The 20,399-nt window shown below is 35.2% G+C and carries 24 protein-coding genes; 11 read left to right on the top strand and 13 right to left on the bottom strand.

Translation table 11 applies throughout. The annotated features are described in order from the left end of the window. Positions 1-18 precede the first annotated feature (18 nt). The 5 genes from H8B04_RS12330 to rsfS all read right to left on the bottom strand — a co-directional run bounded on the left by H8B04_RS12330 (position 19) and on the right by rsfS (position 4,278). Positions 19-189 carry a hypothetical protein gene (locus H8B04_RS12330; RefSeq protein WP_190302552.1) on the bottom strand — a complete coding sequence of 57 codons (171 nt, stop codon included), beginning with the start codon at positions 187-189 and terminating at the stop codon, positions 19-21. Between the two features lie 274 nt (positions 190-463). Then, a complete protein-coding gene (locus H8B04_RS12325; protein ID WP_190302551.1) occupies positions 464-1,093 on the bottom strand; it encodes a rhomboid family intramembrane serine protease in 630 nt (209 codons plus the stop codon). A 5-nt stretch (positions 1,094-1,098) separates the two neighbouring features. After that, on the bottom strand, positions 1,099-1,746 hold the full coding sequence (locus tag H8B04_RS12320; protein ID WP_165291725.1) for a LutC/YkgG family protein: 648 nt from the start codon (positions 1,744-1,746) through the stop codon (positions 1,099-1,101). 42 nt (positions 1,747-1,788) lie between these two features. Beyond that, the gene (gene ftsH / locus H8B04_RS12315; RefSeq protein WP_165291724.1) at positions 1,789-3,870 is read right to left on the bottom strand and encodes an ATP-dependent zinc metalloprotease FtsH; all 2,082 of its coding nucleotides are present in this window, start codon (positions 3,868-3,870) and stop codon (positions 1,789-1,791) included. Positions 3,871-3,903: 33 nt separating this feature from the next. After that, on the bottom strand, positions 3,904-4,278 hold the full coding sequence (gene rsfS, locus H8B04_RS12310) for a ribosome silencing factor (RefSeq protein ID WP_190302550.1): 375 nt from the start codon (positions 4,276-4,278) through the stop codon (positions 3,904-3,906). Between the two features lie 44 nt (positions 4,279-4,322). Between rsfS and H8B04_RS12305 the strand changes: the two genes are divergently transcribed. The 4 genes from H8B04_RS12305 (at position 4,323) to pfkA (ending at position 8,467) form a co-directional block, all read left to right on the top strand. Beyond that, positions 4,323-5,093, top strand: a complete 771-nt coding sequence (locus tag H8B04_RS12305; RefSeq protein WP_190302549.1) for a biotin--[acetyl-CoA-carboxylase] ligase — start codon at positions 4,323-4,325, stop codon at positions 5,091-5,093. A 107-nt stretch (positions 5,094-5,200) separates the two neighbouring features. Beyond that, the gene (locus tag H8B04_RS12300) at positions 5,201-5,653 is read left to right on the top strand and encodes a protein-disulfide reductase DsbD domain-containing protein (RefSeq protein ID WP_190302548.1); all 453 of its coding nucleotides are present in this window, start codon (positions 5,201-5,203) and stop codon (positions 5,651-5,653) included. An 84-nt stretch (positions 5,654-5,737) separates the two neighbouring features. Then, complete coding sequence (locus tag H8B04_RS12295) at positions 5,738-7,444, top strand: protein-disulfide reductase DsbD family protein (RefSeq protein ID WP_190302547.1); 1,707 nt, start codon at positions 5,738-5,740, stop codon at positions 7,442-7,444. Between the two features lie 48 nt (positions 7,445-7,492). After that, a complete protein-coding gene (pfkA, locus tag H8B04_RS12290; protein WP_190302546.1) occupies positions 7,493-8,467 on the top strand; it encodes a 6-phosphofructokinase in 975 nt (324 codons plus the stop codon). A gap of 67 nt (positions 8,468-8,534) precedes the next feature. On the opposite strand, the gene H8B04_RS12285 is transcribed toward pfkA, so the two are convergent. From H8B04_RS12285 to H8B04_RS12275, 3 genes are all read right to left on the bottom strand, one after another. After that, entirely contained in the window at positions 8,535-9,791 is a 1,257-nt protein-coding gene (locus tag H8B04_RS12285) for a metallophosphoesterase (protein ID WP_190302569.1), read from the bottom strand. A gap of 9 nt (positions 9,792-9,800) precedes the next feature. After that, complete coding sequence (hemH, locus tag H8B04_RS12280; protein WP_190302545.1) at positions 9,801-10,829, bottom strand: ferrochelatase; 1,029 nt, start codon at positions 10,827-10,829, stop codon at positions 9,801-9,803. Between the two features lie 71 nt (positions 10,830-10,900). After that, positions 10,901-11,749 carry a 4-hydroxy-3-methylbut-2-enyl diphosphate reductase gene (locus H8B04_RS12275; RefSeq protein ID WP_190302544.1) on the bottom strand — a complete coding sequence of 283 codons (849 nt, stop codon included), beginning with the start codon at positions 11,747-11,749 and terminating at the stop codon, positions 10,901-10,903. A 130-nt stretch (positions 11,750-11,879) separates the two neighbouring features. Here H8B04_RS12275 and H8B04_RS12270 point away from each other — a divergent pair, with 130 nt between their 5' ends. Further along, complete coding sequence (locus H8B04_RS12270; protein ID WP_165291715.1) at positions 11,880-12,299, top strand: nucleoside-diphosphate kinase; 420 nt, start codon at positions 11,880-11,882, stop codon at positions 12,297-12,299. A 118-nt stretch (positions 12,300-12,417) separates the two neighbouring features. On the opposite strand, the gene H8B04_RS12265 is transcribed toward H8B04_RS12270, so the two are convergent. The 3 genes from H8B04_RS12265 to H8B04_RS12255 all read right to left on the bottom strand — a co-directional run bounded on the left by H8B04_RS12265 (position 12,418) and on the right by H8B04_RS12255 (position 13,324). Continuing rightward, positions 12,418-12,759: a redoxin family protein gene (locus H8B04_RS12265; protein ID WP_190302543.1), complete on the bottom strand. Its 342-nt coding sequence runs from the start codon at positions 12,757-12,759 to the stop codon at positions 12,418-12,420. After that, the gene (locus H8B04_RS12260) at positions 12,747-12,992 is read right to left on the bottom strand and encodes a DUF5106 domain-containing protein (RefSeq protein WP_190302542.1); all 246 of its coding nucleotides are present in this window, start codon (positions 12,990-12,992) and stop codon (positions 12,747-12,749) included. The genes H8B04_RS12265 and H8B04_RS12260 overlap by 13 nt, the downstream gene beginning before the upstream one ends. 89 nt (positions 12,993-13,081) lie before the next feature. Next, positions 13,082-13,324: a hypothetical protein gene (locus H8B04_RS12255; protein WP_190302541.1), complete on the bottom strand. Its 243-nt coding sequence runs from the start codon at positions 13,322-13,324 to the stop codon at positions 13,082-13,084. Between the two features lie 273 nt (positions 13,325-13,597). Between H8B04_RS12255 and H8B04_RS12250 the strand changes: the two genes are divergently transcribed. From H8B04_RS12250 to H8B04_RS12235, 4 genes are all read left to right on the top strand, one after another. Beyond that, on the top strand, positions 13,598-14,398 hold the full coding sequence (locus tag H8B04_RS12250) for a tyrosine-protein phosphatase (protein ID WP_223815407.1): 801 nt from the start codon (positions 13,598-13,600) through the stop codon (positions 14,396-14,398). Positions 14,399-14,539: 141 nt separating this feature from the next. Then, on the top strand, positions 14,540-16,540 hold the full coding sequence (dnaG, locus tag H8B04_RS12245; protein ID WP_190302540.1) for a DNA primase: 2,001 nt from the start codon (positions 14,540-14,542) through the stop codon (positions 16,538-16,540). A gap of 27 nt (positions 16,541-16,567) precedes the next feature. Next, positions 16,568-16,921, top strand: coding sequence for a YraN family protein (locus H8B04_RS12240; protein ID WP_190302539.1), 354 nt, complete (start codon positions 16,568-16,570; stop codon positions 16,919-16,921). A gap of 10 nt (positions 16,922-16,931) precedes the next feature. After that, the gene (locus H8B04_RS12235; protein WP_165292555.1) at positions 16,932-17,984 is read left to right on the top strand and encodes a glutaminyl-peptide cyclotransferase; all 1,053 of its coding nucleotides are present in this window, start codon (positions 16,932-16,934) and stop codon (positions 17,982-17,984) included. A 26-nt stretch (positions 17,985-18,010) separates the two neighbouring features. On the opposite strand, the gene def is transcribed toward H8B04_RS12235, so the two are convergent. Continuing rightward, the gene (gene def, locus H8B04_RS12230) at positions 18,011-19,231 is read right to left on the bottom strand and encodes a peptide deformylase (RefSeq protein ID WP_190302538.1); all 1,221 of its coding nucleotides are present in this window, start codon (positions 19,229-19,231) and stop codon (positions 18,011-18,013) included. A 79-nt stretch (positions 19,232-19,310) separates the two neighbouring features. Here def and ruvX point away from each other — a divergent pair, with 79 nt between their 5' ends. Then, the gene (gene ruvX, locus H8B04_RS12225; protein WP_190302537.1) at positions 19,311-19,724 is read left to right on the top strand and encodes a Holliday junction resolvase RuvX; all 414 of its coding nucleotides are present in this window, start codon (positions 19,311-19,313) and stop codon (positions 19,722-19,724) included. 4 nt (positions 19,725-19,728) lie between these two features. Next, complete coding sequence (ybeY, locus tag H8B04_RS12220; RefSeq protein WP_165292553.1) at positions 19,729-20,163, top strand: rRNA maturation RNase YbeY; 435 nt, start codon at positions 19,729-19,731, stop codon at positions 20,161-20,163. Here the strand turns inward: ybeY and tnpA are convergent. Further along, positions 20,160-20,399: IS200/IS605 family transposase (tnpA, locus tag H8B04_RS12215; protein WP_190302536.1), on the bottom strand; the 240-nt coding region annotated here is incomplete at its 5' end. The two genes, ybeY and tnpA, sit on opposite strands and share 4 nt — an antisense overlap.

Raw genomic sequence — 20,399 nt, 5'->3', positions numbered from 1 at the left:
TTTTTCATTAAAAAACAGCTAATATTCATTTATATTAAAGTTATAATTTGCTAAAAACTGTTCCATTTCGCCCCTCTTAAGACCATTCCCCTGCCCCTTTCCCCATTGTAGAGCAGTTCTTGGATCAATTTTCATTAAGATTCCAAATTGCTTCTGGCTAAGGCCATTTATAAATCTAAACGCTTCCATTCTTCCTTTGAATGTAGATAGATCTAGTCCAAAGGGATAATAGCCCAAGAATTTAATTATATGAGGATAATACTTCATCTGAGGTTCACTGCGATTATTCTCCCAATATGTTATACAATCTTCACTGACATTGAAAATTTTGGCAACATCCTATTGTAATAATTTCAAATCCAACCTTTTTTTCCTTATGTGAGCTCCAATTGTCTTAGGAACATCTCGCAGAAGCTATCCAATTCAGAAGTCTAGACCGCGAAAGTTGGGCAGGATAAAAATATTAGAACTGATCTATAAAATGTCTAATAATCCACGGATGAATCAGTATAGTAATTAATAAACCAGCTAATGCGCCAAATAAATGGGCATCGTGATTAATACGATCATTCGAATTTTTGGAAGCCCAAATACAATAACCAATATACAAGACTGCAAAAAGATAAGCAGGCATAGGTATAATCATAAATATGCCCAGCATAGCTTTAGGCTCGAACAAAATAAAACCAAACAAAACTGCAGATATTGCCCCAGATGCTCCTAAACTGAAATAACTTGGATTATTTTTTTGTTGTATAATCGTAGGAATATCACTCAAAACTAGGCTAACAATATAAAGAATAGCAAAATAAAAATGTCCTACGCTTCCATTTGCGGCAACAAAATAACTTTCTAATGCAAAACCGAAGAAATAGAAAGTAATCATATTGAACAATAAATGTCCCCAATCAGCATGAACGAGACCGCTTGAGAATATTGTATAAGCTTTACTCTTATCACGTTGAATGCTATATGGATGGAGCATCATTCTTCCTAAAATTTCAGGATTGGAAAAGGCATAAATGCTAGAAGCTACAGTAATGGCAAATATAAAACTCGCAACTGGAGTGTGTAGTATATAGTCTTGAATCATAAAAATTAAAATCGGTCTTCAATCAGAAATACATAGAGGTCTTTAGGACCATGAGCACCTAATACTAACATTTTTTCAATGTCAGCAGTGCGACTAGGTCCAGTAATTGTGGTGATCATAGAAGGTAAATCATTACCATATTTTTCCTTAATTGCCTTCATCGCATGACGAATATCCATTACTAATTGTGAGGCTTTTGCAAAAACAATATGTACAGGTGGATAAATGCTTAATCGACGACCGCCTGCGTTCGCGTTCGAAATCATAATACTGCCATTGCGTGCAATTAGCGATTCACAGGTGGTTATACCTACTTCAGCCTTGTCGAAATCATTATCCGTACGCAGAAAAGGGAATCCGTACGTTTTTAACAGCTCTTGTACTTCGGGTTCCCACGCAAATATTTTACTCACGCCTAATTCTTCCACTAATGCGATTAGATTCTCTATCACAGCTATTTCTCCATCACAATAGATGAATTTTCCGGATACATTTGTAAATTCTCTTGCAAACGTTACATCCAAACCATCTTCCTCATCTTTATACAATGGAGAATCTTCAAAATCCGGATGCGGATTATCACGCTTTTGAAGTAAAGCCTGTCTAATGCTTTTAAGCATCTTCTCTTTAGCTGTAGTATTACGGATATTCATTTCAAAAATAAAATAGGTGTACCTGGCGGCACACCTTATTGCTTACTTTTTTTCTTCATTCACTTGTGATGAACTCACCTCTGGCTGAGTAGTTTGCTCAGGCAAAGGAGGTAATGGTAATTCGGTTTGTGGAACACCTCCACCATCTGCACCACCATTCACGAATTCATCGTAAGTTGTTCTATTTGTAAATGGACGCTTACCTAAGATTTCTTCTAAATCAGTTTGGAATAAAATTTCTTTTTCCAACAATTTCTCCGCAATCTTAATCAATCCATCTTGTTTTTCTAACAACAATTCTTTTGTACGATCATATACCGCTGATATCAAATTCCTAACTTCTTCATCAATCAGCTGTGCTGTCTGATCAGAATAAGGTTTTTGGAATTGTGATTCACCCGAACTATCGTTGAATGAAACGTTACCGACCTTATCGTTCATACCATATACGGCAGTCATGGCATAAGCCAATTTAGTGATGCGTTCCAAGTCATTTTGAGCACCTGTACTGATTCGACCAAACGTAATATCTTCAGCGACACGACCTCCCATTGTCATACACATACTGTCTATTAACTGCTCAGTAGTGTATAAAAATTGTTCTTTTGGAAGATATTGAGCATATCCCAACGCAGCAACGCCACGTGGAACGATAGAAACCTTTACCAATGGATCTGCATGCTCTAAAAACCATCCCGCAATAGCGTGACCAGCCTCATGGTAAGCCACAATTTTTTTCTCCTCTGGAGAAATGATTTTATTTTTCTTCTCAAGTCCACCAATAACGCGGTCAATCGCATCTTGGAAATCCTGCATATCCACAGAAGGTTTCCCTTTACGTGCTGCAATCAAAGCGGCCTCATTACAAACATTGGCAATTTCCGCCCCGGCAAAACCTGGAGTTTGAGCGGACAATTTTTTAGCATCTACTTCTTCGGCTAACTTAATAGGTTTTAAGTGCACATTGAAGATATGCTCTCGCCCAATTAAATCTGGCTTATCAATGGAAATTTGTCTATCAAAACGTCCGGGACGTAGTAATGCTTGATCCAAAACATCCAAACGGTTTGTAGCAGCAAGAATGATAACTCCTAAGTTCGTTCCGAAGCCATCCATTTCTACCAATAATTGGTTTAATGTATTTTCACGCTCGTCATTTCCACCCATAATGGAGTTTTTACCACGAGCACGACCAATAGCATCAATCTCATCAATAAAGATAATACACGGCGCCTTTTCTTTTGCTTGCTTGAATAAGTCACGAACACGTGAAGCTCCTACCCCAACAAACATTTCTACGAAATCAGAACCTGACAACGAAAAGAAAGGAACTTGCGCTTCCCCTGCCACGGCTTTAGCTAACAATGTTTTACCTGTTCCCGGAGGACCTACAAGTAATGCTCCTTTCGGAATCTTACCCCCTAAATCAGTATATTTTTTTGGATTTTTCAGGAAATCCACGATTTCCATCACCTCAGTTTTGGCTTCTTCAAGACCAGCAACATCGTTGAAAGTAATATTTATCTGCGATTCTTTATCAAATAATTGGGCTTTCGATTTACCGATGTTGAAGATTTGACCACCGCCAGCACCACCGCTACCCATTCTTCGCATTAAGAACATCCAAATAGCGATAATAATAACTAAAGGAAGAATAAATGAAATTATGCTGCCCCATGGATTCGAACGCTCTTCAAAACCTTGTGCAAAGATTTTAGGTGTTCCTTCTGGTAGGTTCTCTTGCGAATCCTTTAATTTTTGAGTTAAAATTGAGGATGAAGCTTCAGAAAATACAAATTGTGGTCCTTGAGAGACACCAATTCCAATTTTATTATCAGTTGGAGCAACATCCTTATATTTTGGATCATTTTTAAGCTTATCTGGCTTAATGTAAACCTCAGCCTCCACGAAATCACCCGTACCTTTTTTATAAACAACTAATTTTTCGACATCGCCTGTCAGCAACATCTCTTTTTCAAATTTTTCATAGGTAATTTCCTTTGTTGCATTACTACTATATAAGAAGTTTAATGCAAAGAAACCCGCTATCACAGCAATGTAAATCCAAATCATATTGAATTTGGGCGGGGTTGGAGTTACCTTTTTACTCGGAATTTTTTTCATTATATATTTAACGTATCTAATCTAAGAATTATACTAAGCACTTTTAAAATTTTCAACTTTGGCATCGCCCCAAAGGTCTTCTAAGCGATAACGGTCACGTGCTTCGGTTTTGAAAATATGAACTACCACATCAACAAAATCTAACAAAATCCACTCACCATTTCCTTGACCTTCTTTGTGCCACACATCGTGACCAAAAGCTTTATAAACTTCATCTTCTACACTTTTAGCAATAGCGTTGACTTGCACATTGCTATCAGCGTTACAAACCACGAAATAATCAGAAAGGGTTGAATTTATCTCGCGCATATCCATCTTCACTATTTCACTTGCTTTTTTTTCCTGCATGCCGAACACCACAACATCTGCCAATTTGTTAGACAATTCTGAATTTTTCTTTTTACTCATTAAGAAATATTATAGTTTTACTGCGTAATTTTAATCTTTATCCTTTGCAAAATAACACATTTTTTGAAGATTCTAACCCAACTAACATAATTGTTTTTGAAGAATTGCCTTCTACAAATGATTATCTCAAAGAACTATTGTCAAAAGTCAAGCCACTTCAACCGTACACTGTCATAATGACAAAAAATCAGACAGCTGGAAAAGGCCAAAGAGGAAACCAATGGAAAAGCGCACCAAACCAAAATTTGACAGCGAGCTTTTTGATTTCCCCCGAAAAGTTAGAAATTTCTAATCAATTTCTATTAACTACAATAGCAAGCTTAGCGGTTTATGACACTTTAAAGACCTTAGAGATTCCAAATATCTCGATAAAGTGGCCAAACGATATTCTTATCGGGAATAAAAAGGTGGCTGGCATATTAATCGAAAACAAAATCTCTGGGAAATATATAACAAACAGTATTGTTGGAATAGGAATAAATGTGCTCCAACAAGAATTTGCGGAAGAAATCTCTCACAAAACAACTTCTCTTGCTTTAGAAAGTTACAATCTACATATCGAAATCATAGATTTAGTAAAAAAAATTCAACAGCAAATAAAGCACTATACCTTACTTTCATTGGAAAACAGTCATTTATTAATAGAAGAGTATAACAATAAATTATTCAGAAAAAATGAGATGCACTCCTACGATTTCGAAGGAAATATTGTGGAAGGTAAAATAATCAAAGTAGAAGGCGATGGTTTACTCCAGATTAAAATCGACAATATCCTGCACAAAGTCGATTTAAAAGGTATATCTTATATATTATAACAAATAATTTACTTGTTATTTATTTTTTTTAAAGTGTAAATTCGCATTAAACTTTTAGACCGTAGAATAGTCTTAAAAGCAGAATTGAAAATTGAACATTTTATAATATGAAAAAATTAGGTTTATTATTAGTAGCCTTAGTAATGACAATGTCTGCTGCTTTCGCACAGATTCAGTCTCCTGTTAAATGGCAAGTAGCTTCAAAAAAAATTAATAGTAAAGAAGCGGTTGTATTGATCAAAGCAGTTATCCAAAATGGCTGGCACATCTACGGACAAAATGTTCCTGACGGAGGTCCTCTTTCAACAACATTTGCTTTCAAAAATTCTAAAGATTTTGCATTAAACGGAAAGCCAGTTGAGAGCGTAAAAGCAAAAACAAAATACGAGGAAATATTTAAAATGAATGTTCCTTATTTCACAAATGAGGTTATTTTCCAACAAAAAGTTAAGCTAAATGGCAAACAAGCAACAGTAAGTGGTACTGTAGAATATATGGCTTGTGATAAAAGCCAATGTTTGCCACCAGATGAATATAATTTCACTGTAGCAATAAAGTAAAATTTAGATACCAACATATTTAAAAGGCAGTTTTTAACTGCCTTTTTTTTTATTTTTACCGCTTATCAAAGTTTATTTATAATAATGAAAACCTACTTGTTTTCTTTTTTCCTCATTGTACTTTTTAGTTTCTCAAATAAAACTATTGCACAAGACACATTAATCAATTTTGATGATGTAGAATTCACAGATGGTAATACGGAGTTAGTCGACACAACTGATATCGTTTTCTCGGACGGGGAACCCCTAGATAGCGCCGAGCAAGTCAGTACGCAAGTAGATTCACTACACACGAATCTTCCTGCATCGGACGATGCCAAGACTGAAGATTCTTCCCTTTGGAGTATATTTATTACTGGTGTATTGGGCGGTTTTGCAGCATTCTTTATGCCTTGCATTTTCCCAATGGTTCCTCTAACAGTAAGTTTCTTTACAAAAAAAGCAGGTTCTCGCTCTAAAGCTATATCTCAGGCTTTTATGTATGGCTTGTTTATTATTGTGATTTATGTGGCTCTGGGCATGTTGATTACCATTGCTTTTGGTCCGGAAGCCTTAAACGAACTGTCCACTAATGGTATTTTCAATTTCTTCTTCTTCTTATTGCTCGTGGTATTTGCGACCTCGTTCTTAGGAGCTTTTGAAATTACTTTGCCAAGTTCTTTTGTCAATAAAATCGATGCCAATTCAGACAAGGGAGGATTGGTTGGATTGTTCTTTATGTCAGCTAGTTTGGCTGTGGTTTCTTTCTCCTGTACTGGTCCTATTATTGGAACTTTGTTGGTGGAAGCGGCTACGCGTGGAGAACGTTTGGGACCCGCTATCGGAATGTTAGGCTTCTCCAGCGCACTGGCAATTCCTTTTGTGCTTTTTGCAATGTTCCCATCTATGTTGAAATCATTACCTAAATCTGGAGGATGGTTGAATAGTGTGAAAGTGGTTTTAGGATTCTTAGAACTGGCTTTAGCTTTGAAATTCTTGTCGAATGTAGACTTGGCTTACAACTGGAATTTCTTGGACAGAGAAGTGTATTTAGCTTTATGGATTGTGATTTTCGGGTTGTTGGGACTATATTTAATCGGCAAAATTAAATTCTCACACGACAGTACATTAGATTATTTGTCAGTGCCGCGTACGATTATCGCCATATTGGTTTTCACTTTTGTGGTCTATATGATTCCTGGAATGTGGGGCGCACCATTGAAAGCCATTTCAGCTTTCTTGCCTCCTGTAGGAACGCAGGACTTTGATCTTACTTCAGGTATTACATCCTCAAACACTACAGCACATGCTGATGCTTCTTCACGCAAGCATTACACCTATTTCCATAGCAAAGCAACGATAAAAGGCATGGATCCTTATTACGATTACGAAGAAGCTTTAGCTGCTGCTAAAGAACAAAACAAACCTCTTTTGGTCGATTTTACAGGCTGGAACTGCGTAAACTGCCGCAAGATGGAGGCTGAAGTGTGGAGCTCGCCTAAAATCAAAAACTTAATCAACACGGAGTTTATTTTGGTGGAATTGTATGTAGATGATAAAGTCTTGACGCTGCCAGAAAGTGAACATTATATTTCCCCAAAAACAGGAAAGAACGTCAATACAGTCAGCAAACGCAATGCAGACTTGCAAATCACCAGATTTGAGAGCAATTCACAACCGTTGTATGCTTTACTAGATACTCAAGGAGAATTATTAGTTCCAACAAGTGGCGCTGTATATGATATCGACAAGTATGAAGCTTTTCTTCAATCTGCACTAGATCAATTTAAAGTAAAAGAATCAAGCAAATAAAAATATTTAAACAATAAATTTTAGGCCGATATTGATATATTTGTATATATGGGTGAAATTAAAAATATAGCAGTTTTGACATCTGGTGGAGATTCCCCAGGAATGAATGCCGGTATTCGTGCCGTAGTTCGTGCAGGTATATATCATGGTCTAAACATGTTTGGCGTTAAAAGAGGATATGATGGTCTTGTAAATGGAGACATCATTCCAATGGATGCTAAATCAGTAGCAAATATTATCCAACGAGGTGGTACAATATTGAAAACGGCACGTAGTGACGAATTCAGAACATATGAAGGCCGTAAAAAGGCTTATGAGAATATAAAGAAATTAGGTATTGATGCTTTAGTAGTAATTGGTGGTGATGGCACTTTTACGGGAGCATCCAAATTCATTGAAGAATTTGATATTCCAATCATAGGTCTACCTGGTACCATCGACAACGATTTAGCTGGGACTGATTTTACGATCGGCTATGATACAGCAATCAACACTGTAGTTGACGCTGTCGACAAAATTCGCGATACGGCAGAATCTCATGACAGACTGTTTGTAATTGAAGTAATGGGTCGCGACTCAGGACTTATTGCTTTACGTTCCGGTATCAGTACGGGAGCTGAAGCTGTGCTTATCCCTGAATTGGAAGTGGATTACAATGCTATCATGAAACGTTTGGATAGCACACGTAAAAATAAATCCTCACGTATTATTATCGTTGCGGAAGGAGATGATGAAGGCGGATTAGTTGTTGCAGATAAAATCAAAGAGAATTTCCCTCACTATGATGTTCGTGTATCCATCTTAGGACATATTCAGCGTGGAGGTAAGCCTTCTTGTATGGATCGCGTATTGGCAAGTCGTCTAGGCGTTGCTGCTGTAGAGGGTCTGATTGCAGGCCGTCGTGGTGAAATGGCTGGTTTGATACATGGAGAAGTAAATTTCACTCCATTTAGTAAAGCAATCAAACATATTGATAAAGTCAACACCAACTTAACACGAATAGTTGAAATACTATCTTTATAAATTTAAAAATCCCTCTAAAAAAAATTTAGAGGGATTTTTGTTTGTATATAATTACTAATTCTATAGCTTATGCTGATACCAATTCAAAAATAGTGATTTCGGGTAGAATGCCAACTCTTCCTGGATAACCTAAGAAACCATATCCAACATTTACGTACAATTGCTTTTGACCTTCAGTATATAATCCTGCCCATTCTTTATAAATATATTGAGCTGGACTCCATTGAAAATTTTCACCTCTAACACCGAATTGCATACCGTGCGTATGACCAGCAAACATAGCATCCACATCCGTATTCAATACTTCTGCTCTCCAATGTGAGGGATCGTGGGAGAGCAATAGTTTAACAGATTTATCTTCTGTCCCTATCAATGCTTTTTTTAAATCACCTTTCTTTGGAAAACGGCCTGTACCCCAATTTTGCACTCCAACTATAGATATTTCTTCATTACCTACTTTTATAGTTCTGTTTTCATCCATTAGAAGATCATACCCCATTATCTTATGAGTAGCTATAACATCCTGTAAATTTTTGCGCTTAGCTTGACTATCTTCTTTACCATAATAGTAATCCCCATAATCGTGGTTACCCAGTACTGAAAATACTCCTAAGTCGGCATGAAGTTTGGAAAAAATATCTTGATAATCACGCATTTCACTTGCAACATTATTTACCAAATCTCCAGTAAAGAATATCATATCAGGTTTTTCACCCAACAACATTTCAACTCCTCCCAATACTGCCTTTCTATTATAGAAAGATCCAGAGTGAATATCTGATATCTGTGCTATTTTAAGGCCATGAAAAGCTTTTGGCAAATTAGGTAAGATTAACTTTTGTCTTCGAATTTGATAATCATAAGGCGATGACAAGACACCCCAAGCCAATGGAAATATAGGCAATGAAGCTATCACTATTCCGGATTTAAGAAGAAATTCTGATCGCGATATAGCATCTTCGTTTTTTTCAGGTAAAGGCTTTTCTAATTCTTCAATATTCTCCTCAACCGATTTCTCTTTCTTAATATTTACTAATCTAGAAATCCATACCCCACCTCTACGCAAATCATCTAATAATAATATAATTACATAAATAAATTTACTAACAGCAGTCATAAAGAAGGCTACAAGTATTATAGATCGATATGCTAAAGGTATACTGAACTTAAAGGAAATAAACAGGCCTATATACAGCGCAATAGAATACCCCCACCATATACAAGTAAACCATTTTTGCTTTACAAAATCAATTTTAGTAGATCGTAGAGCAAAAAAAATATAGAAATCTAAAATAAATAATAGAATAGCATTGAATATTAGCATCACAGAATATTAATTAGAAAGAACCAATCTCTTAAGTGATTGGATCCATCTCGGATCATCATTTAAACTTTCCACCATCACGACTTTTTCTCCACCTAACTCTTTAAATTCATTGGCATATTCAACCTGTATTTCATCCAGCGTCTCGATACAATCCGAAACAAAGGCAGGGCTAAACACTAACAATTTCTTAACGCCTTTGTTTGCTAAATCATGCAAGGCATCAGATGTGTAGGGCTGAATCCAAGGAGTTTTACCCAAACGAGACTGAAAACAAACTGTATATTTATCTTCTGAGATACCAATTTTAGCTGCTATAGCTCTAGATGTGGCATAACATTGGGATAAATAACAGAATGGATTTGTGGCTTTTTTGCAGGCATCGCAACCCGTATCCGGACATTTTAATCCTCCTGTAGGATCAACTTTTCCCAACTGACGAACTGGAAGTCCATGATAACTAAACAATATGTGATCAAATGAATCCACATCATGTCGCATACCATGTTCAGCATAGGTTTCGATCATTAAATCATCTTCACAAAAACTACTTACAAAAGACACTTTAGGAATATATTGCCAGGTGCGCATAATCTCCATCACTTTGTCAATTACCGAGCCCGATGTAGCAGAGGCATACTGTGGGAATAATGGAATTACTTTAATGCTTTCCAAAAACATCCCTTCCATTTTTTTCAATACGGATGAAATAGAAGGATTTTGGTAACGCATAGCTAGCTCCACGTGATATTCCTCTCCTAATTGCTCTTGAAGCATTTTTTGTTGGAGTTTTGAATAATACATCAAAGGGGAGCCGTTTACCTCATCCCAGATTGTAGCATAAGTTTCGGCAGATTTAGCGGCTCGCTTAGGTACAATGACACCTTTTACCAATAGATTTCTTCCTAAAACAGGAATATCGATGACACGGCCATCCATCAAAAACTCTGTTAAATATTTTCTAACCTCTGGAGCAGAAGGAGCATCAGGTGTCCCTAATTGCACCAATAAAACACCTTTTTTTCTTTGATTATTCATTGGTACAAAAATAAACAAAATTTATATCAGCCATTAGTAGGCTATCGAAAATGATAATAACATGACTAGTATTAGAATTGCTCAAGTGCTTTCTTCACTTCTTTCATCAACCACATAGGAGTAGACGTAGCTCCGCAGATACCTATAGTCTCTCCTTCATTAAAATTTGAAGAATCTAACTCGTCTGATCCCGAGATAAAATAAGAATTTGGATTGGCAGCTTTACATACATCATAAAGCACTTTACCATTAGAGGATTTCTTACCCGACACAAAAACTATTTTGTCATAACCTCGAGCAAAATCATTCAAATCTTCATAACGGTTAGACACTTGACGACAAATTGTATCATTTGCCTTAACATCATATCCACGCTTTAGCAATTCATCCTTTATAGCATAGAATTTATCAACACTTTTAGTTGTTTGACTATATAAGGTAAATGAACTTGGGAGTTCAATTTGATTTAATTCAGCTATATCTTGAAATACAATAGCTTCATTATTGGTTTGACCCTGCAATCCTATAACTTCTGCATGACCATGCTTTCCGAAAATCAAGATTTTTTCATCCTCATCATACGAAGTTTTTATCCTATTCTGCAATTTCAGTACTACAGGACAAGAAGCATCGATTAACGTGATATTATTTTCAAGTGCGATTTTATAAGTTTCAGGCGCCTCACCGTGAGCACGGATAAGCACTTTTTCATTCTGCAAAGATGGCAAAACATCATGATTAATGATTCTTAAACCTTTTGCCTTTAAGCGAGCAACTTCTTCATCATTGTGGACAATATCGCCCAAGCAATATAAATAGCCATCCTGCTCCAGAATTTCTTCAGCCATATCAATAGCGTAGACAACCCCAAAGCAAAAGCCTGAATCCTTATCAATTGTAACTTGCAGATTTTTTGACATATCACAAAGTTAGTAATAAGATTTGGGACGTGAAATATTTACAAATAAGCGTAGTGAATATTCATTATAATATTTCTTTATAATTTTTCCTTTTTCTGTACCTTTGCAACAAATTTATTGATAATACGTTATGGCAACTAACAGAACTTTCACGATGATCAAACCAGACGCAGTAGCTAATGGTCACATCGGTGCTATTTTAAACGACATTATTGCAGGCGGTTTCAAAATCGTAGCAATGAAATATATTCAGTTATCTACTGAAACTGCTGGCAACTTCTACGCAGTACACAAAGAAAGACCTTTCTATGGTGAATTAGTAAGCTTTATGACTTCAGGTCCTATCGTTGCTGCTATCTTAGAAAAAGACAATGCTGTTGAAGACTTCCGTACATTGATCGGTGCGACTAATCCTGCTGATGCTGCTGAAGGTACTATCCGTAACAAATACGCAAAATCTATTGATGCTAACGCTATCCACGGATCAGATTCTAACGAAAATGCAGAAATCGAAGGTAACTTCTTCTTCTCTCAATTCGAAAGATTTTAATATAAAATAATTAGAATAAAAAGCACGATGCAAATCGTGCTTTTTATTTTGTATCCAATGTTCTCAAATACGTTAATAATTTAGGCAAATCAGTGTCCTTTAATAAGATTTTCTAATTTTAATCTAACAAATAAATAGTTGTTGAAGCCTTCAAATCATATAACGACCTCTTTAATATGGTCTTCTCCAAGTCGATTCCATTAATCCAATAATTCGGAATATTCTCAGCATATTGTTCCCAAATTTTCCTTTCACCATCAGGATAAATCGCCAATAAAACTACATTTATATTAAGAAGCTTAGAAAAGTCTTCATCCTTCTTAAGTATAGCCATTGCACTTTCACAATACGGACAACCCGGTTCATAGAAAAAAAGAATTATAAACTTACTTTTGAGATCATATAAATTATTGACCTTACCATCAGCATAATATTTAAAATCTGTTGCTAAATCACCCACTCTATTCTTTTTGGCCAAACCTTGGCTAAAAAATCTTTAATTACTAGATTTTGTTTCTCTTTGGGCACATGAGCAAAGAGATTAATAAAATCTACAAAATGCTGTTCTCCATAATCTGCAGAAGTAGCTCGGCCTTTATCCTCAAAATCAAACTTATCCCAAAAAGATTGAATCCGTAGTTCTTGTGCTTCTGGGCTATGTATAGTTGTTTGAATATTGTTAGAAGTATCCACAGTCGATGAAGTCCCTTTCTCACTCTGAGAATTACAAGCAATAAACAAGAAAATTATAATAAGAAAGTATATAAAACGTATATCGTATATTATGTGAAAAACAACCATCCCTTTTTTGTTTTAGCAGGTCTAGATGAAAGTTCTAAATCAAATTGTAAATTTAACGCTTTTTTATGCTGAATAGATTGATAAATGAAGTGCCAATCGGGAAGTCCTCCAAAATTTCTATCGTCGATAAATAAGTCCGCTTTTAATTTGCGAGGAGCTAAAGATCTATATTCTTCTGGAAAATTGGCATTATGAGCATAAAAATATAAGCCATTTTTGAACAAAATTTAATAGCATCTTCTAGCAAATGACCTTCTCTAACTGTCCAAAGAATGAGCGTATTATTTCTCCATAAACATGTAAACATATACCTACATTTACTTAATAAAAAAAATTATTATACTGTAACAAAACTATTCATATAGTATTTTTGTGACATATTTTAACATTATTAATGAGACATGGCATGGAAATTGCCTAATACCTAATGATAGGGTAATTAAAAATTAAGGCGCTAAAAATTTTAAATTGCCTAATTTAATTTGTTAAATTATATTATGAGTTTTTTTTCTAAAATATTTGGTTCTAAAAAAGTGGAAGGTGATAAGGTTAGATCTTTAGGGAAACTTTCTTTTTTAGAAGTGGATATGCATAACCATTTATTACCAGGGATTGATGACGGTAGTCCATCAGTAGACGAATCATTAGATTTGATAAAAGGATTAAATGGATTTGGATTTCAAAATTTTATTTGTACACCACATATCATGGATGGTGTACATCCCAATAACAAATCAACGATTAATGAAGCCTATAAATCATTAAGTGAAGCATTGTCACAAAAAGGGAGCAAAACTAAAATTTTTGCGGCGGCAGAACATATGATAGATGATGGTATAGTTCCACTAATTGCAAAAGACAATTTATGTGTGATGCCAGGTGGATATGTCCTTATTGAAATGTCCTATTTAGCTGAATCAAAAGCTTTATTCCAAACTATTTTAGACATTCATAATTTAGGTTATAAACCTATTTTAGCTCACCCTGAACGTTATAATTACTATCATTATAATTTTGATATGTACAAACAAATTAAAGACGCAGGGTGTTTGTTGCAATTAAATCTATTATCAATAAGCAGATATTACGGTACAGAAGTAAAAGTTGCCGCATTAACTATGCTAAAATCAGGTATGTATGATTTTGTAGGAACCGATTTACATCACCAGAAACATTTAGCTGCATTGCAAGATGTAGTTGCTAAATATCCTATTCGCGATCTTCTAAGAACTTGTAATATATTAAATCCTTCTTTATTGAACCATCTTAGTAAAGATGCCTCAATAGCAGCAGGATAAAATAATAAATATTAAGAGGGAATTTTATAAGGTGGAACTACAATTCCACCTTTTTTATTTTATCTAATTTTTATTTCTGAAGATTGACTAATTATTTTTCTAAATTTGAAATACGTCATATTCAATTGAAAGGATAGAAAATTGATAGCAAAGGAAACAATAGAGAAAGTATTAGATACAGCTCGTATCGAGGAAGTTGTAGGGGATTTTGTTGACTTAAAAAAGCGGGGCACCTCGCTTATAGGGAATTGTCCATTTCATAATGAAAAAACCCCATCCTTTCACGTTTCAGTAGCTAAAGGAATTTATAAGTGCTTTGGATGTGGAGTAGGTGGAGATTCACTTAAATTTATTATGGAGCTGGAGAAGTTTACTTATCCAGAAGCCATTCGATACCTGGGAAACAAATATGGTATTGAAATAGAAGAGATCGAACGCAGCCCCGCTCAAATTGCTGCCCAAGACAAACGAGAAAGTTTATATATCTTAAATCAATGGGCTAGCAAATTCTTCAAACAAAATCTTTGGGAGACTGATTTTGGTAAATCCATTGGATTGTCCTATTTCAAAGAGCGCGGATATCGTGAAGATATCATTAAAAAGTTCGAACTCGGCTATTCACCAGACCAATGGACAACTTTAGTCGATGAAGCTAAAAAAGCTGGTTTTCATGAAAGTTTTTTAGCAGAACTTGGACTTGCAATAGAGCGCGACGATAAATCCCTATACGATAGATTTAGAGGACGTGTTATATTTCCTATTCACAATTTGACTGGACGTGTAATAGGATTTGGTGGACGTACGCTCAAAACCGAAAAATCTGTAGCCAAGTATGTAAACTCTCCCGAGTCTGAAATTTATCACAAATCGGATGTTCTTTATGGTTTAAATTTTGCCAAGAAAGCCATTATGGATGCTGACCTGTGCTATTTGGTAGAAGGTTATGCCGATGTGATCGCTATGCATCAAACTGGAGTTGAAAATGTGGTTTCTTCTTCGGGAACCTCACTTACAACGGGACAGATTAAGCTTATTTCGCGTTTCACAAAAAACGTAGTTATCTTATATGATGGAGATGCCGCAGGGATAAAAGCCTCATTGCGTGGTACGGATATGCTGCTGGAAGAAGGCTTGAATGTAAAGGTTTTACTATTTCCAGACGGCAATGACCCCGACTCTTACGCTAAACAAGTTGGCTCCTCAGTGTTCAAAGAATATATAGAAAAAAATCAAGAGGATTTCATTTTTTATAAAACGAATATACTGCTGAAGGATGCAAAAGACGACCCTATTAAGCGAGCGGAAGTTATTCGCGAAGTGGTTACCAGTATAGCTTTGATTCCCGATGAAATAAAGGTTTCGGTATTTATACGACAATGTAGTTCGCTTCTAGATATTGAAGAACGTATACTTTTATCGGAGTTAAACAAAATTCGTCTGGGCAAAGCTAAAGCTCAGGATAAGAAATTTGCTCAGAGCAAAGGATATCAAACACCTTCAGCTCCATTAGCGGTGGACTTCCCTCCTGATATGCCTCCTGCTGATTTCTTTCTCACCGAGGATGAAAAAAAAGAAGCAGGAATCCAGGGACAGACGAATCAACAATTAACATCAGAATTACTTCAAGAAAGAGAAATTGTTCGAATACTTCTCAATTACGGAAGAGAACTCGTAACCTGGGAAGGAGACGGAGATATTCCTGTAGCCCCGTATTTATTAGGAAGTTTAGATGATATTGAATTTGAGGACAACACATGTCATAAAATCATTATAGAATTTCAGAAGCAAGCTGAAAATTTTGAAGTACCAGATGCTAAATTTTTTATATCCTCTCCCGACAAAGAGGTGGCTGCTTTAGCAATTGATTGCATTGCTTCAAAATATGAAATCAGTCCCAATTGGAATGATGATAAACGAAAAATTTATGTCACACAAGAGATTGAACATTTAAAAGAATTAGTAATCCAAGCAATATATCGGATTAAAAAACGAAAATTCTCTCGTGAAATGCATAAGGTGCGTGAAGAAATGAAAAAGAATCTTTCAGCAGAAGATCTGGAAATTGAACTAAATAAATATCAAAAGCTTAAAGAAGCAGAGAAAATGCTAGGTCAATTATTAGGAAATATAGTAATAAAATAAACATTCATTACTCTTAGATATATTGATATGGCTAAGCATCTAGAATCCGGAAGATTTGGTGAAAACTTAGCATTAAATTATCTTCGAAAAAATGGATATGAAATTCTAAAAGTAAATTGGCGCTACAAATATTGGGAAGTAGATATTATTGCTAAAGAAGGAATTTACCTAGTACTTGTAGAGATAAAGAGTAGAAAATCCAATTTATTTGGTGAACCAGCAAATTTCGTGGATGACAAAAAACAAAAGAATCTAATTCAAGCCGCAGAAGCGCATCTTAAGGTAAATAATTACGAAGGCGAGATTCGCTTTGATATTGTATCAGTATATTTAGATTCAGACAAAATAGAATTAATTAAGGATGCTTTTTGGAGCAATTAAACAAAAAAACATGCGCATAAAATTAATATCAGGATTATCCTTAGCTATTTTAATAGCCATTGGAGGTTGTAAATCACAAAAAGGAAAATTTGAATTTGTAAAACCAGAATCAGGTCAACGCGTAGCTTTTGGAGAACAGGTAAAACTTACACTCAACATTCCATTTACATCTTTGGACTCGGTAGTTTATTCCATCGATGGAGAGCACTTTATTACGAAAACTGATACTTCAAGTGTAGTTTTTAACACGAAGGATTATGGTTTTGGAGACAGGTCATTGTCTGCCAAAATATATGCAGAAGGAAAAGAAGATATAGCTTATAGCAACGTAATAGTATTACCACCCACTGCAAAAAATTATGCTTTCGAAGTAATAAAAGAATATCCTCATGATACCAAAGCATATACACAAGGTTTACAATATGCAGATGGCGTTCTTTATGAAACGACAGGTTCACCTGACGATTTAATTAGCGAAGGTGTGGTGACAACACTGCGTAAAGTAGATTTGAACTCAGGAAAAATTCTTAAGATGGAAAAACCAGAAGGATTTTTCGGTGAAGGAATGACCATTGTAGGAAATAAAATAGCATTTCTAAGTTGGAGAGAAAAGAAAGGTTTTTTCTATTCTAAAGACTCCTTTAAGAAATTAAGTGAATTTTCATATGAAAATAGCCTTGAAGGATGGGGACTAACTTACGATGGCAATCGCTTAATTAAGTCGGATGGCACTAACCGTCTTTACTTTTTAAATGCCGAGACAGGAAAAGAAGAATCTTCTCTGGGTATTTATGATGAAAATGGACCTGTTAACTCCCTAAATGAGTTAGAATATATTGATGGTAAAGTATATGCCAATATTTATGGTGAAGATATAATTGTAATTATTGATCCGAAAACTGGTGCAGTAGAAGGTCGTATTAATCTAGTGGGATTATATTCTGAAAGAGCTCCAGTTAATAATGAACTTAATGGCATAGCCTATGATTCAGCCAATAAAAGATTATTTGTGACAGGTAAGCTTTGGCCAAAATTGTATGAAATAAAATTAGTGGAAAGATAAAAAAGGCAGCTTAAAGCTGCCTTTTTTTATGGTCTTATATTTCCGTTTTCAATAGAAAATTTCAACTTCTCGTTTAGCTCTATTTTTTGATTTGCCGCTTGTTCTTCTAGACGATCTGGGTATAAAATTCCGTAAAGATGATCTACTTCATGTTGAAATATTACAGCAGTAAACCCCTCAATGTTTTCTTCAATAACATTTCCGTTTTTGTCCCAGTATTGCAATCTAATAACATAGCTTCTTGTAACATCATCACGCCTGTCAGGTATAGAAAGACAACCTTCAGCACCCAGGCGCGTTAGTTTTGATCGCCAAATAATCTTTGGATTGATAAAAAATTCAAAAGGCTCACCTGCTTTGTCAAAACGCTGTACCCATATCAAATTTTTATTGATTCCAACTTGAGGAGCTGCAATGCCCACACCTGCATGCTCTGGCGCTTGAACTGTTGCAAGCATTCTTTTTTCCAAAATTTCTAATAATGGGTCATCTATCTTAATATCTTGAGAAGTAGCCTTTAATATTGCTAATTCTTTCTCATCTGTATTTAGGTAAACGTGCATTTTGCTGCTTACATCGCCACTTGAAATAATGGCTTTTTCTTTTTCTGTAAAGTTCTTTGCCATAGCTTTATTGACTGGTCTTTCGTTCTTTGGTCCTTTATATGCTTTTTCTCCAGCTAAAATATGAGTTTGAAGTATATTTTCTGCTGGTGGCTTTGGACATCTGTATCCAGAGCTGTATGCACAATATGGATTGTATGCTTTGTTAAAATCAATTGTAATTTTTCCGTTGACCACTTTTGATGCATCTAATTCAATGTATCTGCCACCAGTATATGTCTCAAATTCATTTGTCTCATCAATGAAAGGTAAGAATAAATAATCTTTATACTGGGGATTTTGAAATATAGCGGCACTTTGATAAGCCGTTAATGTGTGTTTCTCGCCCAAAATTTCGAAATGAAGTAAGGCATATCGCTTATAATCATTGCTAGTTCCATCGTAAGTAGGCATTCGAAAAGGTTTTTCACCGAACAATATTTCTACATCTGCCTGAACAACAAAGTTTTCATTTGCGGTATAGTAATCTAAATAGCCAATATTTTCTTTACGTAATGGACCAAAAGTATCCTTCTCAAATTTGGATTTTATTTCGTTCCTGTATGAATCAATCTTTTGCTGATATGTTTGAGCCTTGCTTCCAAATGGCAATAGAAATAGTAATAGGTATAAGATAAATCGCATAAAAACTAAAATATACGACCAAAGTTATAGATTTTTATCATCAATAATGAATTGTACCTTTGTTAAAATTTTTGAGGTTATGCGATTAATGGCATTTGATTATGGTACAAAGCGTATTGGGATAGCTGTTACGGACCCGTTACAGATAATTGCAACTGCGTTGACCACTGTGCATCCTGATGATATATTTAAATACTTGAAAGAATATTTGCAACAAGAGCAAATTGAAACTTTTGTTGTTGGTAGACCTCTGCAAATGGATGGCACAGATTCCGAATCGGCTCAGCATGTTGTAGGATTTGTACGAAAATTAAAAAAGGAATTTCCTGCAATCAATGTTGTAGAAGTGGATGAGCGTTTCACATCAAAAATGGCTTCCTCGGCTATAGCGCAATCGGGCATGAAAAAGAATAAAAAGCAAAATAAGGGATTGGTGGATACGATTTCTGCGACGATTATTTTGCAAACATATATGGATACAAAAGGATTTTAATAGAATGGCATTAAAAGATATTTCATTTTTTTCAGAAGATATTGATTTTGTTCTTAAGGATAAAGCAAAAGTTAGAACTTGGATTGGAGATACCATCAAATCTGAGGGATTCAGACGTATAGGAGAATTAACTTTTGTATTTTGTTCAGATGAATATTTATTAGACATCAACAAGCAATACTTGAATCATGATACATACACAGATATTGTAACTTTTGATTCCTCGGAACAGCAGGATGAGATCTCTGGAGATATCTTTATCTCTATAGAAAGAATTCGTGAAAATGCCGCAAAATTCGCAGTAACCGAAAGAGATGAATTACACCGCGTGATTATTCATGGCGTATTGCATTTATGCGGTTATTATGACAAGAAAAAGCAAGACAAAGAACTCATGACTTTAAAAGAAAATGAGTATTTGGAAAAGCGTACCTTCTAACCCTGATTGAGAATATACTCACGAATAGTATCAGGAGATGCTTCACCTATTGAACAAACAAAATAACCATCAGACCAGAAAGTATGTTCTTTCCAAAAATGTTTAAATAAGAATGACCTGTGTGGTGAACGCCAAATGTAATAAGTAGATTCTTGTTTTAACTTGCGAACAATAGAAGTAATTGAAACACGAGGGATATAACGAATAAGAAAATGGATGTGTTCTAAATCAGATTC

This window comes from Sphingobacterium litopenaei, from assembly GCF_014692495.1.
Lineage (GTDB): Bacteria > Bacteroidota > Bacteroidia > Sphingobacteriales > Sphingobacteriaceae > Sphingobacterium > Sphingobacterium litopenaei.
This window is presented reverse-complemented; position numbering and strand designations above follow the sequence as displayed.

Coding starts and splice junctions, on each gene's coding strand:
- H8B04_RS12275 (WP_190302544.1), bottom strand. CDS start 11,749: ATGTCAAAAAATCTGCAAGTTACAATTGATAAGGATTCAGGCTTTTGC.
- H8B04_RS12285 (WP_190302569.1), bottom strand. CDS start 9,791: ATGCTAATATTCAATGCTATTCTATTATTTATTTTAGATTTCTATATT.
- H8B04_RS12320 (WP_165291725.1), bottom strand. CDS start 1,746: ATGAATATCCGTAATACTACAGCTAAAGAGAAGATGCTTAAAAGCATT.
- ruvX (WP_190302537.1), top strand. CDS start 19,311: ATGCGATTAATGGCATTTGATTATGGTACAAAGCGTATTGGGATAGCT.
- pfkA (WP_190302546.1), top strand. CDS start 7,493: ATGGGTGAAATTAAAAATATAGCAGTTTTGACATCTGGTGGAGATTCC.
- rsfS (WP_190302550.1), bottom strand. CDS start 4,278: ATGAGTAAAAAGAAAAATTCAGAATTGTCTAACAAATTGGCAGATGTT.
- H8B04_RS12270 (WP_165291715.1), top strand. CDS start 11,880: ATGGCAACTAACAGAACTTTCACGATGATCAAACCAGACGCAGTAGCT.
- ybeY (WP_165292553.1), top strand. CDS start 19,729: ATGGCATTAAAAGATATTTCATTTTTTTCAGAAGATATTGATTTTGTT.
- H8B04_RS12240 (WP_190302539.1), top strand. CDS start 16,568: ATGGCTAAGCATCTAGAATCCGGAAGATTTGGTGAAAACTTAGCATTA.
- H8B04_RS12295 (WP_190302547.1), top strand. CDS start 5,738: ATGAAAACCTACTTGTTTTCTTTTTTCCTCATTGTACTTTTTAGTTTC.
- H8B04_RS12235 (WP_165292555.1), top strand. CDS start 16,932: ATGCGCATAAAATTAATATCAGGATTATCCTTAGCTATTTTAATAGCC.
- H8B04_RS12250 (WP_223815407.1), top strand. CDS start 13,598: ATGAGTTTTTTTTCTAAAATATTTGGTTCTAAAAAAGTGGAAGGTGAT.
- H8B04_RS12330 (WP_190302552.1), bottom strand. CDS start 189: ATGGAAGCGTTTAGATTTATAAATGGCCTTAGCCAGAAGCAATTTGGA.
- ftsH (WP_165291724.1), bottom strand. CDS start 3,870: ATGAAAAAAATTCCGAGTAAAAAGGTAACTCCAACCCCGCCCAAATTC.
- H8B04_RS12325 (WP_190302551.1), bottom strand. CDS start 1,093: ATGATTCAAGACTATATACTACACACTCCAGTTGCGAGTTTTATATTT.
- H8B04_RS12300 (WP_190302548.1), top strand. CDS start 5,201: ATGAAAAAATTAGGTTTATTATTAGTAGCCTTAGTAATGACAATGTCT.
- def (WP_190302538.1), bottom strand. CDS start 19,231: ATGCGATTTATCTTATACCTATTACTATTTCTATTGCCATTTGGAAGC.
- hemH (WP_190302545.1), bottom strand. CDS start 10,829: ATGAATAATCAAAGAAAAAAAGGTGTTTTATTGGTGCAATTAGGGACA.